This is a genomic window from Novosphingobium sp. BL-S-24, from assembly GCF_055521575.1.
Map to the genome: position 1 here is coordinate 302,652 of NZ_CM145487.1, position 14,901 is coordinate 317,552.

12 protein-coding genes are annotated in these 14,901 nt (G+C 60.3%); 9 read left to right on the top strand and 3 right to left on the bottom strand.

From position 1 onward, the window contains the following. The first annotated feature begins 259 nt into the window (after window positions 1-259). Complete coding sequence (locus ACZ1JM_RS01180) at window positions 260-2,737, top strand: TonB-dependent receptor (RefSeq protein ID WP_465132273.1); 2,478 nt, start codon at window positions 260-262, stop codon at window positions 2,735-2,737. Between the two features lie 14 nt (window positions 2,738-2,751). Next, entirely contained in the window at window positions 2,752-4,893 is a 2,142-nt protein-coding gene (locus tag ACZ1JM_RS01185) for a PQQ-dependent dehydrogenase, methanol/ethanol family (RefSeq protein WP_465132274.1), read from the top strand. 4 nt (window positions 4,894-4,897) lie between these two features. Here ACZ1JM_RS01185 and ACZ1JM_RS01190 read toward each other — a convergent pair whose 3' ends face one another. Then, on the bottom strand, window positions 4,898-5,356 hold the full coding sequence (locus tag ACZ1JM_RS01190) for a nuclear transport factor 2 family protein (RefSeq protein ID WP_465132275.1): 459 nt from the start codon (window positions 5,354-5,356) through the stop codon (window positions 4,898-4,900). After that, entirely contained in the window at window positions 5,353-6,153 is an 801-nt protein-coding gene (locus ACZ1JM_RS01195) for a TetR/AcrR family transcriptional regulator (protein ID WP_465132276.1), read from the bottom strand. Before ACZ1JM_RS01195 ends, ACZ1JM_RS01190 begins: the two co-directional genes overlap by 4 nt. A gap of 182 nt (window positions 6,154-6,335) precedes the next feature. Here ACZ1JM_RS01195 and ACZ1JM_RS01200 point away from each other — a divergent pair, with 182 nt between their 5' ends. After that, window positions 6,336-8,660, top strand: coding sequence for a TonB-dependent receptor (locus ACZ1JM_RS01200; protein WP_465132277.1), 2,325 nt, complete (start codon window positions 6,336-6,338; stop codon window positions 8,658-8,660). Between the two features lie 66 nt (window positions 8,661-8,726). Here the strand turns inward: ACZ1JM_RS01200 and ACZ1JM_RS01205 are convergent, their stop codons facing one another. After that, window positions 8,727-10,214 carry a tetratricopeptide repeat protein gene (locus ACZ1JM_RS01205; RefSeq protein WP_465132278.1) on the bottom strand — a complete coding sequence of 496 codons (1,488 nt, stop codon included), beginning with the start codon at window positions 10,212-10,214 and terminating at the stop codon, window positions 8,727-8,729. A gap of 20 nt (window positions 10,215-10,234) precedes the next feature. Between ACZ1JM_RS01205 and ACZ1JM_RS01210 the strand changes: the two genes are divergently transcribed. Genes ACZ1JM_RS01210 through ACZ1JM_RS01235 form a run of 6 tightly spaced genes read left to right on the top strand, consistent with a single transcriptional unit; the run spans window position 10,235 to window position 14,896 of the window. Further along, the gene (locus tag ACZ1JM_RS01210) at window positions 10,235-10,552 is read left to right on the top strand and encodes a putative quinol monooxygenase (protein ID WP_465132279.1); all 318 of its coding nucleotides are present in this window, start codon (window positions 10,235-10,237) and stop codon (window positions 10,550-10,552) included. Next, a complete protein-coding gene (locus ACZ1JM_RS01215; RefSeq protein ID WP_465132280.1) occupies window positions 10,549-11,328 on the top strand; it encodes an SDR family NAD(P)-dependent oxidoreductase in 780 nt (259 codons plus the stop codon). The genes ACZ1JM_RS01210 and ACZ1JM_RS01215 overlap by 4 nt, the downstream gene beginning before the upstream one ends. After that, window positions 11,325-12,086 carry an SDR family NAD(P)-dependent oxidoreductase gene (locus tag ACZ1JM_RS01220; protein WP_465132281.1) on the top strand — a complete coding sequence of 254 codons (762 nt, stop codon included), beginning with the start codon at window positions 11,325-11,327 and terminating at the stop codon, window positions 12,084-12,086. The genes ACZ1JM_RS01215 and ACZ1JM_RS01220 overlap by 4 nt, the downstream gene beginning before the upstream one ends. 26 nt (window positions 12,087-12,112) lie before the next feature. Continuing rightward, window positions 12,113-12,583 carry a cupin domain-containing protein gene (locus ACZ1JM_RS01225; RefSeq protein WP_465132282.1) on the top strand — a complete coding sequence of 157 codons (471 nt, stop codon included), beginning with the start codon at window positions 12,113-12,115 and terminating at the stop codon, window positions 12,581-12,583. After that, complete coding sequence (locus tag ACZ1JM_RS01230) at window positions 12,583-13,881, top strand: M24 family metallopeptidase (protein ID WP_465132283.1); 1,299 nt, start codon at window positions 12,583-12,585, stop codon at window positions 13,879-13,881. Before ACZ1JM_RS01225 ends, ACZ1JM_RS01230 begins: the two co-directional genes overlap by 1 nt. A gap of 10 nt (window positions 13,882-13,891) precedes the next feature. After that, the gene (locus ACZ1JM_RS01235; protein ID WP_465132284.1) at window positions 13,892-14,896 is read left to right on the top strand and encodes a thiamine pyrophosphate-dependent dehydrogenase E1 component subunit alpha; all 1,005 of its coding nucleotides are present in this window, start codon (window positions 13,892-13,894) and stop codon (window positions 14,894-14,896) included. The last annotated feature ends 5 nt before the right edge of the window (window positions 14,897-14,901 follow it).

Below are 14,901 nucleotides of genomic sequence, written 5' to 3' on the forward strand. Positions count from 1 at the left end.
GGATCCTCTCAACGCGTTCGCCGATCGGCTCACACTTGTGAATGAAGCATAGTCCGAGCCATCATAAAAACAATCATGAATGCATGTGATCGAACATTTTGGCTCTGCAAGCCGAACCCCTGAGAGAGAAGCGATCACACGGTTTTATGACCTAAAAAGCACACCTCAAAAAAACATACATGAATGATTGCCAAATGCCGACTTCGTGATAATCCTGTGTGCAACTCGCAAGGAATGGCGGGGGCATTAGGAGAGAGGCATGTTCACCAGGCAGCTATATTGCTCGTCTTGCGCTTTCGCGCTCGTTGCAGCACTCGCAAGCGCGCCAGCCTTTGCACAGGATAACACGGGGACCGGCGCTACCGCACCGCAGGCAAGCGCGCCATCGGGCGGGCTGGGCGAAATCGTCGTTACGGCTACCCGCCGCGCTACGGACCTGCAGTCGACCCCGGTGTCGGTGTCGGCGGTAGACAGCACGCTGATCGCACAGGCAGCACCACGCGATCTTGGCGACATCGCGGCATTCGTGCCGAACTTCTCGGCTGCGACGATCGCCAACTTCAACGCAGCCAGCTTTGCAATGCGCGGCGTGGGTCAGACGTCGATCATCGTGTATTTCGAGCCGCCCGTGGCCGTGCTGGTCGACGATTTCGTCGTCCCGTCGGTGCAAACACAGCTGCTCGATACGTTCGACATTGCTCAGGTCGAAGTACTTCGCGGTCCTCAAGGAACGTTGTTCGGCAAGAATACCACCGGCGGCGTCGTGACGGTGCGTACCAAGAAGCCGAAGCTGGAATATGTCGGCGTAGACGGCCGTGTGGAATTCGGGGATTTCGGCCAGCGCAAAATGCAGGCCGCAATGAACGTCCCGATCGGAGACTTTGCGGCCTTTCGCCTAGTTGGTGGATACGAGAAATCGGATGGCTATTACAAGAACGGCGCCTGTTATGGCCCGGTAACCGGGTTCGTCCCCAACAAGTTCCAGGGCGCGCAGGGGTGCCTTGGCGGCGAAACGCTGGGCGGCAAGGACGTTTGGCAGGCTCGTGCGAAATTGCTGGTCGAACCGTCACCCAATTTCAGTGCCTTGTTCCAGTATGAGTGGATCCGCGACCGGTCGGATTCCGTGCCATCCGTAAACGAGAACTATCTGTACAAGGGGACCAGTCCGTTTCTTACCGATCTACTGGGGCTTACCGATCCGAACGCGCAGAACATCGACCCGCTCAAGCGTGCTGGCTACACCGGTCGCAATGACGGCCTGTTGTATATGGACAAGGGTCAGCGCATCTCGGTTGATGGACTGTACGCCAATCTTGAATACGATACCGGTATTGGCACGATCACCTCGGTTACCGGTTACCGCAAGCAGAAATCGCGTATTCCTAACTCTTACGCGGGGGCAACTGCGGTTGCAGGGGACGGACAGCTTCTTTCGTTCTTCGATGCCACACGAGATGACGATCGCAAGACCTTCCAGCAGGAACTGCGGTTCGCTTCCGACTTCAAGGGGCCATTCAACTTTGTTGGCGGTGGCTTCTTCCAGCGTGACAAGATCGACTTCTGCGTATCGCAGATCCTGGGCTTTCTTGATCTGACTTCTGGGCCTTTGCCGTTCGGCAACTGGAACGATACGCCCTATATCCTATGCAACGCACAGCGCGCCAAATCGCGGGCAGTCTTCCTTGAAGGAACGCTGAAGCTGGGAGAGAAACTGACGATTTCGGCCGGCGGGCGTTATACTTGGGATGACAAGACGTGGCTCGGTCGCCAGCAGACGTTCATCCCGGCCCTTAACGGTGGCTTCGATCCGACAATCTCGATCGACGAAGCGCTGGACGCCAGCGTCTACAACTATCCGGCAAACGTCGTGACGGTGAAGGGCAAATGGCGTGAGCCGACCTATCGCGCCAGCGTCAGCTTCCAGGCGACGGACGACCTGTTCCTGTTCGGCGGCTATTCGCATGGGTACAAGGGCGGCGGCTTCAACGATCAGATTGGTGGCTTCGCGGCCTTTGGCGCGGACCTCGACGCATTCCGCGCTGCGGCACGGCCCACTGATCCCGAAAAGGCGGACAGCTACGAGCTCGGTGTGAAATCGCAGTTCCTTGATAATCGTTTGCGCTTCAACGTGACTGGCTTCTACGTGAAGTACAAGGACCTGCAAAAGCAGTTGAACGTGCCCATCGTAGTAAACGGACAGCCGAACCAGGTTACTGTTTTCGTCAATGCGGCCAGCGCCACAGTAAAGGGCATCGAGGCAGAACTCTCGGCCAATCCTTTTGACGGGCTGACTTTGCGCGGTGTGCTGGGTTATCAGGACGGCAAGTACAACACGTACACCGCTGAAAACGCGGGGTACGATCTGGCGTCCGCCCCGCTCGATCGCGCGCCGAAGTGGCAGTGGACGGTAGACGCCGCCTATTCGTTGCCATTGGGAAGCGACTACAAGCTGACGCTTAACGGCAACGTCGCCTATACCGGGCGTAACCTGAACACACAGGCCATCGACGATCCGCTTGGCAATACTTTCCTGAACAAGCGGACGCTGGTGAATGGATCTATCACGTTGGCTCAGGCGGATGACCAGTACTACGTTCGGGTGATCGGTCGTAACCTGACCGACAAGCGGTATCGCATCGGCACGCAGAACGTTGCTGGACTTTGGTTGAACTCGCAGTTCGGCGCACCGCGTTACTTCGGTGTAGAACTGGGCGTTTCGTTCGGCAACGAACTGTAAGAAGTGATTGATTGATGACATTCGGGAACGTGCTGCGCGGCTGTCTGCCCATAGCCCTGATCTGGTCGCTTGCCGCCTGCGGCACCGCCGACCAGCAGGGTCTCGCCGGTGCTCATGGCCAGGAGGGTTGGGAGCGCCAGTTGGATGATGCCAGCAATGGCGACGACTGGCCTGCGTTCGGCCGGACATATGGCGAGCAGCACTATAGCCCGTTGGAGGAAATCAACGCAAATAACGTAAAGGACCTCGGGCTTGTCTGGGCGGTGGATCTGCCGCCCGGCAATCCTGCCACCGGCCCGATCGAGGTTGGCGGCACGGTGTACCTGGCCAGTGGCTACTCGGTCGTACGGGCGATCGACGTCGCCACTGGCAAGGTTAAATGGGAACACGACCCCAAGGCGCCGGAGGCTTCCGGGGTGCGACTGCGGCAGGGCTGGGGCAGCCGTGGCATCGCCTATTGGAACCACAAGGTCATCACCGCCACGCAAGACGGACGCCTTGTCGCCCTCGATGACAAGACCGGCGAACCGGTTTGGACCGTTCAGACGTTGGAAGACGGCGCGCCGATGTTCATTTCGGGGCCGCCTCGCGTGTTCGACGGCAACGTGATCATCGGCAACGCCGGGTCGGACGAAAGCGCCGTTCGCGGCTTCGTCACCGCCTTTGATGCCGATACGGGCAAGCAATTGTGGAAATTCTACACTGTCCCTGGCAACCCTGCCAAAGGCTTCGAAGATGAAGCGCAGGCAATGGCGGCCAAGACCTGGAGTGGGGACTGGTGGAAATACGGCGGCGGCGGCTCGGTCTGGAACGCCATCACGTATGACAAAGCCAACGACCAGATCTTGCTGGGCACGGGAAACGGCGCTCCATGGAACCACAAGATCAGATCGATGGGCAAGGGCGACAATCTGTTCGTCTGCTCGATCGTGGCGCTCGACGCCAAGACCGGCAAGTACAAGTGGCACTATCAGATCAATCCCGGCGAAAGCTGGGACTTCAACGCCGCGATGGACATGCAGCTCGCGGATCTGACGATTGACGGTCAACCCCGGCAAGTGGTGATGACCGCCCCGAAGAACGGCTTCTACTATGTCATTGATCGCAAGACCGGGAAGCTGATCTCCGCCGAACCTTTCGTGGAGGTGACCTGGGCCAAGAAAATTGATCTGGCGACCGGCCGCCCGGTGGAGAACCCCGGCGTACGATACGAAAGCGGCAAGACGTCGTTCCGGCCGACGCCACTTGGTGCGCACAGCTGGATGCCGATGGCCTACAGCCCCAAGACCCGGCTGACCTATATTCCGGCAATCGACCTGCAGGCCCACTTCGATGACACGGGAATCACGCGGGAGAACTTCAAGTTCGCCGAGGGAATGGGTCTGTCGCCCGGTGTCGGCTATGCCATCGATGCTGGCGGCAAGGATGTGACCGGCTGGCTCGTCGCCTGGGATCCCATTGCACAAAAGGCGCGATGGAAACTGCCGATGCCCACCCATGGCAACGGCGGCATCATGGCGACAGGCGGCAATCTGGTCTTTCAGGGAAGGCCGGACGGCGGCTTCTCCGCCTACAACGCAGAAGACGGCAAGCGCCTTTGGAATTTTGACGCGCGCGCAGGCGTAGTCGCGCCGCCGATCACTTACCGCGTCAATGGAAAACAGTATGTCACAATCATTGCCGGGATCGGGACGAGCGTGGGCCTGTTCGGGCCGATGTTTGCGCAATACGGCATCGACTATCGTACACAGGCGCGCCGGGTGCTGACGTTCGCTCTTGGCGGAACGCAACAGCTACCGCCACGTGAACCCTACAAGGCAGAGGCGTTTGACGATCCTGATTTCAAACCCGATGCCGCCAAGGCTGCGCGGGGAGAGGGAATCTTCGGAGGCCGTTGCGCGGTATGTCACGGGACGGCCGTGATCGCGGGCGGCACTGCGCCAGACTTGCGCACCTCACCCATCGCCGCCAGCGCAGAGGCATTTGCCGACGTGGTGCATAACGGCTCGCTGGTTTCGGCAGGCATGCCCCAGTTCGCAGAATTCACGCCGGATCAGCTGGAAGCGCTGCGGCACTACATCCGCACCCGTGCCGAAGTGCTGCGCAGCGGGCGAAAGGACGATACTGTGGGATCCGCTCACAAAACAGGAGAGTAAGCCGTCAGGACCGGGTCGGCCACAACAGCGAAAGGCCGATCCGGGCAAACTTCCATTGGCCGTCGCGCCGAACGTACTGATCGTCATAGTGGCCGAGCAAAAGGAGGGGGTTGTCATGCCCTCCCTGGGTCGTGATGGTTGAACCCTCATGCTGGCGCGTGACCAGATCCACCAGCAGGCAATGCCCCCGCGCGCTGTCGGAGCCGATCAGTTCGATAGAATGATTGGCGATAAGGTGCAGCGTTTCGCGCGGGGCGTGCATGTGCTTCCAGTTTTCGCGGAACAGTTCCAACACCGTATCCACGCCGTGATAGATGCCGCCATAGGTTCCTGGATAGTGGCAGACGATATCGTCCGTGCAGATGCGACGCACCGCGCCTTCGTCCATCGTATCGAACGCGGTTGAATAATCGATCCGCAGCTGTCGGATCGCCTCACGAGCAAGCAGGTCATCAAGAGTCATCGCGTGTTCTCCCTCGGTTGCATCTCCACCGCTGGGCGTCGGGTGCGGCCCAGCTTCTTCTGGATCATGGCCAGCTTGCGCACGTAAGTCTCGCGAATAGTGCCCGTCAGCAACAACGCCGCCGTCTGCAGGAAGCAGGCATGCAATTCGGCGCGGCATCCGTCACCAGCCGATTGTCCCAAGGACCACCGGCGATAGACCAGAAACTCATGCATTACGTGCGTATCCACTACCGCCACCAGATCAAGGTCATCGCGAATGTGCCCCTTGGCCTGTTCCAGCCCGAGCCAGCCCGAGAAACGCGAGCGCGCTACTGACGTCAATTCCCGCACCTCAAGGTCCCGAGGTTCGCGTGAAAACACGAAATCGATCACCACACGCGCATAGAGACTGTCACGCTCCAGTTCGCTGACCATCCAGTCGAGCTCCGCAAACACAACGTCCAAGGTATAAGTGGCGTCCCGTCGCGCAATATGCTCACGAACTTCGACCATGCGATCAACCACCGTTGCGCTGATCACGCCATCCTTGTCGCCGAAGAGGCGGTAGAGCGTTCGCTGCGCCACGCCGGCATCCTCGGACAACCTGCGAATGGTCAGCGCGGCCACTCCGCCTTCACCCAGAATGCGGTGAGCGGTGTCAACAATCCGCGCCCTCCGCTCGATTATCGCAGGGCTCGTGTAGCGACGCCGAATCACCGGCATTTTTTCTTCGATCGTTTCTTGCATCGCAGCAACTATCGCCGTTTCACGCCGCAGTCCCAGTTTGTCGACAGAATTTACCCCCGAACTGCTCACGACTGTAATCCTTTACCGGCGTAGTCCGCTGCGATGCGGCATAATAAATCATACATGAATGTTTTTTATGGCTTCACAAAAAAGATCATGTGCACTCATTTGTAGGTGCCCGGCAAAAATGTCGGCACGTGATTCGAATTGCCCGGACCAAATCGAAGGCAGTCGTATCGGAGGGGAAGAACATGATCGGCAAAGGACACTTGAGCTGCGTCTTCAAGACACTCGCCACGGGGCTGCTGGCAAGTGCAAGCACTACCGCTCTCGCGCAGGCCGCGCCGCCAGCCGCCGGCTCAGCGCCACAACAGCAGCAAGGGGGGCTGGAAGACATCGTCGTCACAGCACGTCGCGTTTCTGAATCGCTGCAGGAAACCCCGGTTGCGGTTTCCGCGTTCACCTCGGCCGCAATCGAGAATAAGTTTGCGACCGACATTCGCGCTCTGGCAGGTGACGTGCCCAACGTAGTCATCACCAATGTTCCCGGTTTCAACGCCGCATCGATCGGTATTCGCGGACAGTCGACCGGTGACATCATTCTGACCTTTGAACCCGCCGTTGGTGTGGTCGTCGATGACTTCGTTCTTGCTCACGTTCAGACCCAGCTTTTCGATTTGTTCGACGTAGAGCGCATAGAAGTTCTACGTGGCCCGCAAGGAACCTTGTTCGGTAAGAATACCGTCGGCGGGGTGGTGAACGTCATCACCAAGAAGCCAGAGCGTGAATTCGGCGGCGAAGTCCGGCTGGGCTATTCCAGCTTCAACACCAAAGACGTGAAGGCCGCGATCAACATTCCGCTTTCGGAAAACCTGTTCTTCCGCGCGGCAGGATCGTTCCAGGAAAGCGATGGCTATTACCGTCTGACAAAGAACAACAATGTTGATGGTGTCCAGGGCGTGCCCGGTCGCGGCCAGCGCTGGGGCGGGTTACGCTTTTTCAGCGCCCGAGCCAAGCTCCTGTGGGAGCCGACCGACGACACCAACATCATGCTCACGTATGAATTGCTACGTGACAGGGGCGACTCCCCGCCATCGGTCAACGAAACCCCGCCCGGCTTTCTGTTTGACGTAGTCGGCTTCCCGGGGATTCAGACGACTGGACAAAGCCCTTTCAAAACCGGCACGACGTTGTGCGAAGGGTCGGCCTCAGCGCCTACGTGCGTCGGGACGCTTGACGGTCACCGCGTGAATGTAGACGGCCTGTATCTGCGTGGCGAACATACGCTGGACGATGTTGGTACCATCACCGTCGTCGGTGGTTGGCGCCGGGTACGATCGGAGCTGCCTTCGGACTATACCGGAGAAAACGCGTACCTGTTCGTGTCCACACGTGAAGATACCCGCAAGCAATACAGCCTGGAGGCACGGTTCAGCTCCGACTTCTCCGACGTTCTGAAGTTCACCGTCGGCGGGATGTACTGGGGCCAAACCCTGGATGCGAGCGCCACCAGCTTCCTGGGCTTCCTGCGCTTCCTCGGTGATCCCACCGCGCTGACCGACCCCAATCAGTCCACCGCCAACTATAAGGTGGACAGCTATGCAGTGTTCGGAGAAGCCGAATATAAACTGACCGATCCGTTCTCTGTCTTCCTTGGCGCTCGTTACACCAAGGAGAGCAAGGACTTTTCGGTCCGTCCGCAGGTCCGCCGCTCGTTGATCGCGACGGGCTTCTGGCCCGAGTACAGCGACAGTGCCAAGTTCAGCAAACCCACGATCCGTGCCGGTTATCGCTGGGAAATCGCGTCCGGTATCAACAACTACTTCACGTATAGCCAAGGCTACAAATCCGGCGGGTACAATGAACAGGCGATGTCGGCCACGTCGGCTTTGCCGTTCCGTGAAGAAACGGCCGACAGTTTCGAATTGGGCTTCAAGACGGAGACTGCTGATCGCAAATTGCGCGTCAATTTGGCGGCGTTCTACGTGAAGTACAACGATCTTCAGCGCGACGCCGTGGTGCCATTCGTTGATCCGATCACCGGCCTTCCCGGGCAGGAAACCCGTACGACCAACGCCGGTAAAGCCCACGTCAAAGGCATCGAACTCGAAATATCGGCAGCGCCGACACCGGGGCTAACTCTAGGTGCCGCAGTTGGTTGGCAGAAGGCCAAGTACGACGAGTTCATAACCGACGTAAATGGCGATGGGATCAACGACGATGCATCGTACCTGAAATTGCGGAATACGCCAAAATGGACCGCAAGCGCCAATGCCCATTACGAATTCCCGCCGATGGAGTGGGGTGTAGTTTCGCTGAACGCCGACATCAATTATCAGGCTGAATATGAATCCACCACATTGAACGCAGACTTCTCACAGGGCCAGGAGCGTACTCTGGTAGGGGCCAGCATCGGCTGGAACGATGCTGAAGAGCGCTATCGCATTTCGGTATTTGGCCGCAACCTGCTGAACGAAGTCTATCGCGTATCCGGCAACTCTGTCGCCGGGCTATTCAACTTTACGAACTATGCGCCGCCGAGAAGTTTCGGCGTCGAAGGCTCGATGAAGTTTTGATCGATGGCGGCGGCGGTCTCCTCTCGGGCAACAGAGAAGCCCAGCCGCCGCCATCACCGTGCCGGATCAGCGGAGCTTATGTCCTCGCCCAATACCGGCTGGCACCAGATCGAACGCGAAACTGATCCGGTCTGCCTTACCACCGAATGGAAGTGTAGCGTGCCAGAGGTACGACGGGAAGAAGATCATTCGGCCCGCCTTGGGCTGAAGGACCACCGGGTTGCCGCCGCCGCCCAGTTCGTCTGGCAGGACGCCGATCGCGAAAGCTCCATCCTCACCCTCGAACGTCGGATAGTAGACGCCGGAGAGCCAGTTGGGGGCGTGGATGTGCGCGCCCACTTCACCGCCGGGCTGCAGGATCGTGCCCCACATGGTGACACTCCACTTGTTTGGGATGGCGCGCAAGAAGGGGTGATCGGCGGGCAGGACGGCAAACCGGGCGTGTTCGGAAGCCAGCTTCTCCTCGACGATCTGACCAAGAGCGGCGATGGCCGGGCTATTAGTGGTGGCAAGGTCGTCGCTCTGGCGGCCCTGCCGGGTGACCAGCCCCTCCGGCTCGAACGTCAGGGAGGGATGGTCGCGCAGTTCCTCGATCAGCGCGGCGTTGAATGTAGTCAGGTCAGTGAAGCCGGGCGGCACATCGATGTCGTGGACGGTGACGAAACGGTCGATTGCCATCAATTGTTCACGCTCATCGGTAAGGCCAAGCTTCTCCAGCGCGGCGAGCTTGAGGGCAAGGGGCGTGGTGACACTGGGCTGCGTGGCGATGAGGCGATCGCAGATCGCAGCGCCATCGCGCGCTTCGCCCGACCGGATCAAGGCACGCACCAGGTTGATGCCAAGGGCATGGTTGGGGGCGCTAGTATCGAACGCGGGCGTCATCGCCGCAACGGCGCCGCTGAAATCACCGGCCTTTTCGCGTATCAACCCCAGCTGGTTCGCTGCCCGAGGATTGCGTGGTTGAGCGCGCAGCACTTGATGGACAAGGTTTTCCGCCGCTTCGACCTGTCCCGATGCGAAAAGGGCATCCACCAGATTCAGCGCAGTGTCCAGATGACCGGGACGGAGCGTCAGCGATCGTTGATACGCTGGAACAGCCTCGGCGTGACGGCCAAGCCGTGCCAGCGCAACGCCGGTGTTGTTGAGAGCGTCGGCACTTTCACCGGCCTTGCAGAGCGTTGCCAACGCCTCTTGGGGACGGTCGGCGGCGATCAGGCAGGCGCCGAGGTTCGCCAGCGTTGCCGGATGGCCGGGCCGCAGATCAAGCGCAACGCCGAAAGCGGCCAGTGCATCATCGAACGATCCGGCATTCTTCAACGCAACGCCCAGGTTCTGATGGCGACCCGGATCGCGCGGATCCGCGGCACAAGCCTGGCGGAAGGCAGCTACGGCCTCGCCCATGCGGCCGGTCCTCTGGGCGACGATGCCAGACAGCGTCAGCGCATCGGCATCTTCCGGTTTGGTCGCAAGCAAGCGGTCGACCAAAGGCCTTGCCGCTTCCGGGTCCGGCCCCTGAGCAGCCATCGCCGCGTCGGCCAGCATTTCCCCCCACATGACGAAAGGTCCTCTCCACTATGATTGGTGTCATCATGCATGTCCGCACCAAGCCGGACAAGACGCAGCGTTTCATCGAGTTGACGACCCAGTTGCAAAAAGACGTCCGCGCCAATGAGCCTGAGACGCTGTTATTCCAGGTCATGCAATCCCGGGACGATCCCGATGCCTTCGGCTTCACCGAAATCTTCGCAAGCCTGGAGGCCAAAGAGGCCCACGCCAATCGCCCGTACCACGTTGCCATGTCGGCAGAAGGCTATTCCTGCCTGGACGGCGATCCCGATATCCGCGTCTTCGACCTGCTGGGCGAAGCCGCCAACGCAGGAGTTACCGCATGATTTCGTCGCTTGAAGGACGCATCGCCCTCGTCACCGGATGCACCGGGGGGATTGGCAGCGAAATCACCCGCACTCTTGCTGAAGCGGGGGCCACCGTGATCGGCGCAGACCTTCCGGCTGATGCCGGATCGTGGAATGGATCGGAGTACCTGCAACTCGATGTGACCGATGAATCGTCCTGGCAGTCGGTCATCGGCGCGGTCGAGCAAAAGTACGGACGGCTGGACGTTCTGGTCCATGTTGCCGGCATCGTGGTGGTCGAAAAGATGGAGAACACGACGCTTGAGCAATGGCGCAAGCAGATGGCGGTCAATGTCGACGGCGTGTTCCTTGGCACCAAGGTGGGCGCACAACTGCTCCGCCGCTCGGGCGAGACATTGCCGCACGGCGCGTCGGTGGTCGTCATATCGTCCGTCGCAGGCAAGATCGGATCGCCGCTTCATGTCGGGTACTGCACGTCCAAGGGCGCGGTCACCCTATTTGTGAAAGCCTGCGCGATGGAGTTCTCCGCGCTGGGCTACAAGGTTCGTGTCAATTCGGTTCATCCGAGCGGCGTAAAGACCGGGATGGTCGATCACATTCTCCAGCGCATCGTTGACAATGGTTTTGCCAACAGCGTCGAGGAAGCGGCGGCTGGGCTTGCACCTGCGCACCCGATCGGGCGCATGGCTGACCCGATCGACGTCGCCAAGACAGTCCGCTTCCTCGCCTCTGATGAGGCCGGGTACATGCACGGGTCCGAGCTGCTCGTCGATGGCGGGTTCACCGCGCAATGAGTGGGCTGGCGGGACAAGTCGCCCTGGTCACCGGCGGCACCAGCGGTATTGGTGCAGCGGTGTCACAATTGCTGCGGGAGGCGGGCGCGAAAGTGGCCGTTCTTTCCGATGCGTCGCAGGCCGATCTCGACAAGGAAGTCGCTAGTGGTGCGCTGGGTCACGCCACCCATGTCGACATATCTGATGCGGAAGCGGTCGCTGCGGCAGTTCGAGGGATCGAAAGTGCGCTGGGCCCGGTAACTCTGCTGGTGAACAATGCCGCGATCTGGGCACCTAACCCGGTGCCTGACAGCCCGCTGTCTCTGTTCGATCGGCATATCGACGTTAACCTCAAGGGCAGTTTCTATGTCACGCAGGCGGTGCTCCCCGGGATGATCGAGTCCGGTGGCGGTGCTATCGTGTTCATCGGATCAGTCAGCGGCACGGCGGGCCGCGCTGGCGACAGCGCCTACAGCGCGTCGAAGGCGGCGGTCGCCATGTTGTCGCGCACATTGGCGGCGGAGCTTGGTCCCAAGGGCATTCGCATCAATTGCGTCTGCCCCGGTGCCGTGGCGACGCCGCTTACCGCCAATCTGCGCACTCCCGAAGGTGAGCAGGCGATCGCGGCGCTGATGGATGGACATCGCAGTCCACGCCGCAAGTTCTTCATGGAGCCGACCCAGATCGCCGAATTGGTGTGCTTCCTCCTCGATCCGCGGTCGAGTGCCGTCCACGGCGCCGTGATCCCCGCTGACGAGGGCCTGACCGCCACGATGTAACCAAGACCACGCGAGAGGAATGAACCATGACACAGCAACCAAATTTGCAGCATGACGCCGGAAAAGTGGGCGATCTGATCGTCAACATCAACGATTGCCGCGAAGTCCCTCTTGGCACGGGCACGACGATCCGTCTGCTGCGATACAGCGAGGAGACGGGTGATTGGGTGTTGTGGGTTCATATGGAGCCGGGCGCTACGTTCGCCCCACACTGGCATCTGGGACATGGGCAGTATTTCGTCACGAAGGGCGAACTGCTCTACGACGTGGGCTCCGCTCCTGCCGGCACGTACGGCTATGAACCGATCGGTTCGCGTCACAATGAAGCGCGGTGCGAGGAAGTGACCGAGTATCTGTTCATGGGTCACGGCGCCGTTGCCTTCACCGACGAGGCGGGCGAAGTTCGTTTCATCCTGAACCACGAATATCTCCGCGACGTGGCGCGCGGTGAAGTGATATCGAACATCGCCAACGACGGGTTGGAGGAAGCGGCGTGATGCCGCGATCCAACCCACGTGCAGATCGTCTGCGCTCGATGATGGCGGCGGAAGGGTTGGACGCCGTCGTGCTCAGCCATCCGCACGATGTTCGCTATGCCACCGGGTATCATTCAGTGCTCGAACGCTGGGGGCAGATGGAGCCGATGGCAGCGGCCATCGTCTATGCAGACCCTGCCAAACCGCTGACCTTGGTGATCCCAGAGGCAAATATCGGACTGGTCGCGGTTCTCAACAAGAAGCGTGCGGCCTGTACCTTCGGCGAAGTCCGCACGTTTGACATGCTCAACTTCTGTGAAGTGAGCCGTTACATCGATCCCGATCGCCAAACCGGTCAGTTGGGGCAGGACGCCGCCGCGATGATGGGCTCGATCGCCGGAACCTGTCAGCCCGATGTCGCCGCCGCGATCGCCGAGGCGCTTGCGGACCATGGGCTTGCCGGAAAGACGATCGGCTTTGACGAGCATCGCGTATCGGCCCGCATCTCGGGCAAAGTTCCGCATTCATACGTCGATGTGCTTGACTTCATGATGCGCGTACGAGTGGTCAAGACCGCCGAGGAACTTGATCGTTATCGCAAGGTCGGCACGCTGGCCGATCGGATCATCGCCCATGCGGGGTCTCTGCTGCATGAAGGGGCGGACTGGAACGACGTGCAGGCCCGCATCTGTGACTTCATGGTTCGCAATGAAGTGATCCCGGTGGACGAAGGCGCGATGCTGTTCGGCGGTGCCTACGAAGCCGACGAATTCATTCCCGACCTGTTTCGAACGCGCGGTAACCGAAAGTTGCGCGACGGGGATATCGTCATCCTGGAAACGCAAGGGATTCACGATGGCTTCTGGGTGGACATCAACCGGACTGCCGTGGTCGGCACGGCCTCACCCGAATACCGCCACCAGCATGACGTACTGCGCGATGCATTCGTCAAGATGGTCGACCATCTGCGGCCCGGCGTCTCGACCGCCAGCCTGCCCGCAATCGGCTATGAGCACCTGAAGGCAAAGGGCATCGCCACGCCGGAAAAGCTGCTGGTCGTCGCGCACGGTATCGGTCTTATGCCGCTTGAAATTCCACTGGCTTTCCCGGCTGCAGGGCTTTCCGGGGTGAAGGAAGGTTTTGTTCTGGAAGAGAACATGCTGATCTCGCTCGATAGCCTGTACTTCGGCGCGAAGCTTGGCCCGTGCCATATGGAGAACGTCTACGCGATCACCGCAGGCGCTCCCGAACCGATGTACGCCGCACCGCTCGACCTGTTCGAGACGGTAAGCGCCGCCCCTGAACCCGTGGATTCATAAGGAGAGAGCGATGACCGCCATCGGCGACAACGACCGCAGGCTGGAAAAGTACCGGCGCATGCAACGCATCCGTCAGTTCGAAACCAAGGCGGAAAGCATGCATGCCGCAGGAGAAATCCCGGGCGCGCTGCATACCTACGCTGGAATGGAGGCGTCGGGCGTAGGCGCGTGCATGGCGCTGCGCGATGACGACTACATGGTCGGCACCCATCGCAGCCACGGCCACCCGATCGCCAAGGGATCGACCTTGCGGCCGCTCATGGCTGAACTGCTCGGCAAGGTTACTGGCGTCTGCAAGGGGAAGGGCGGCTCCATGCACCTCTCCGACTTTTCCATGGGTAGCCTGGGGGAAACCAGCATCGTCGGATCGGGTGGGCCAGTGGTCGCCGGCGCGGCCCTCGGCGCAAAGCTGCAGGGCCTCGACCGCGTGGCGCTGTGCTTTTTCGGCGATGGCGCATCCAGCGAGGGCGCCATCCATGAAGGGATGAACCTTGCGGCCGTGTGGAAGCTGCCAGCGATCTTCGTGTGCGAGAACAACCGTTTCGGCATGTCCACGCCGACCAGCGCGGCGGTCGCTGGCGAGCATGTGGCGGATCGGGCACATGGCTACGGCATTCCTGGTGTCATCGTAGACGGGCAGGATGTGGACGCGGTGGAAGAAGCCGTTCGGGAAGCAGTGGACCGTGCCAGGGCGGGCAAGGGGCCGACCCTTATCGAGACCAAAACCTACCGCTATCGCGATCACGCGGTGAACATGGGCCGCGATCTTACGCCGCGTGGTCCCGAGCACGACGACTGGGTCGCACGGGATCCGATAGACTTGTATCGCGCGCGACTGGTCTCCGATGGTATCGACGCCGCAGACCTTGACGCGATCGATGCGGCAATTGCCGATGAAGTTGCGGACTGCCTCACGTTCGCGCGTGACAGCGCATACCCGACATTCGAGGAAGCGTTCGATCACGTCTTCGTCGATCGCCTGCCGATCCCCGCCGACGTTGCGGCGCACGCCTGAAGAGG

Excerpts from the sequence above, each read along its gene's own strand:
- ACZ1JM_RS01180 (WP_465132273.1), top strand. The coding sequence starts at position 260 with ATGTTCACCAGGCAGCTATATTGCTCGTCTTGCGCTTTCGCGCTCGTT.
- ACZ1JM_RS01230 (WP_465132283.1), top strand. The coding sequence starts at position 12,583 with ATGCCGCGATCCAACCCACGTGCAGATCGTCTGCGCTCGATGATGGCG.
- ACZ1JM_RS01190 (WP_465132275.1), bottom strand. The coding sequence starts at position 5,356 with ATGACTCTTGATGACCTGCTTGCTCGTGAGGCGATCCGACAGCTGCGG.
- ACZ1JM_RS01220 (WP_465132281.1), top strand. The coding sequence starts at position 11,325 with ATGAGTGGGCTGGCGGGACAAGTCGCCCTGGTCACCGGCGGCACCAGC.
- ACZ1JM_RS01235 (WP_465132284.1), top strand. The coding sequence starts at position 13,892 with ATGACCGCCATCGGCGACAACGACCGCAGGCTGGAAAAGTACCGGCGC.
- ACZ1JM_RS01200 (WP_465132277.1), top strand. The coding sequence starts at position 6,336 with ATGATCGGCAAAGGACACTTGAGCTGCGTCTTCAAGACACTCGCCACG.
- ACZ1JM_RS01185 (WP_465132274.1), top strand. The coding sequence starts at position 2,752 with ATGACATTCGGGAACGTGCTGCGCGGCTGTCTGCCCATAGCCCTGATC.
- ACZ1JM_RS01215 (WP_465132280.1), top strand. The coding sequence starts at position 10,549 with ATGATTTCGTCGCTTGAAGGACGCATCGCCCTCGTCACCGGATGCACC.
- ACZ1JM_RS01225 (WP_465132282.1), top strand. The coding sequence starts at position 12,113 with ATGACACAGCAACCAAATTTGCAGCATGACGCCGGAAAAGTGGGCGAT.
- ACZ1JM_RS01205 (WP_465132278.1), bottom strand. The coding sequence starts at position 10,214 with ATGTGGGGGGAAATGCTGGCCGACGCGGCGATGGCTGCTCAGGGGCCG.
- ACZ1JM_RS01210 (WP_465132279.1), top strand. The coding sequence starts at position 10,235 with ATGATTGGTGTCATCATGCATGTCCGCACCAAGCCGGACAAGACGCAG.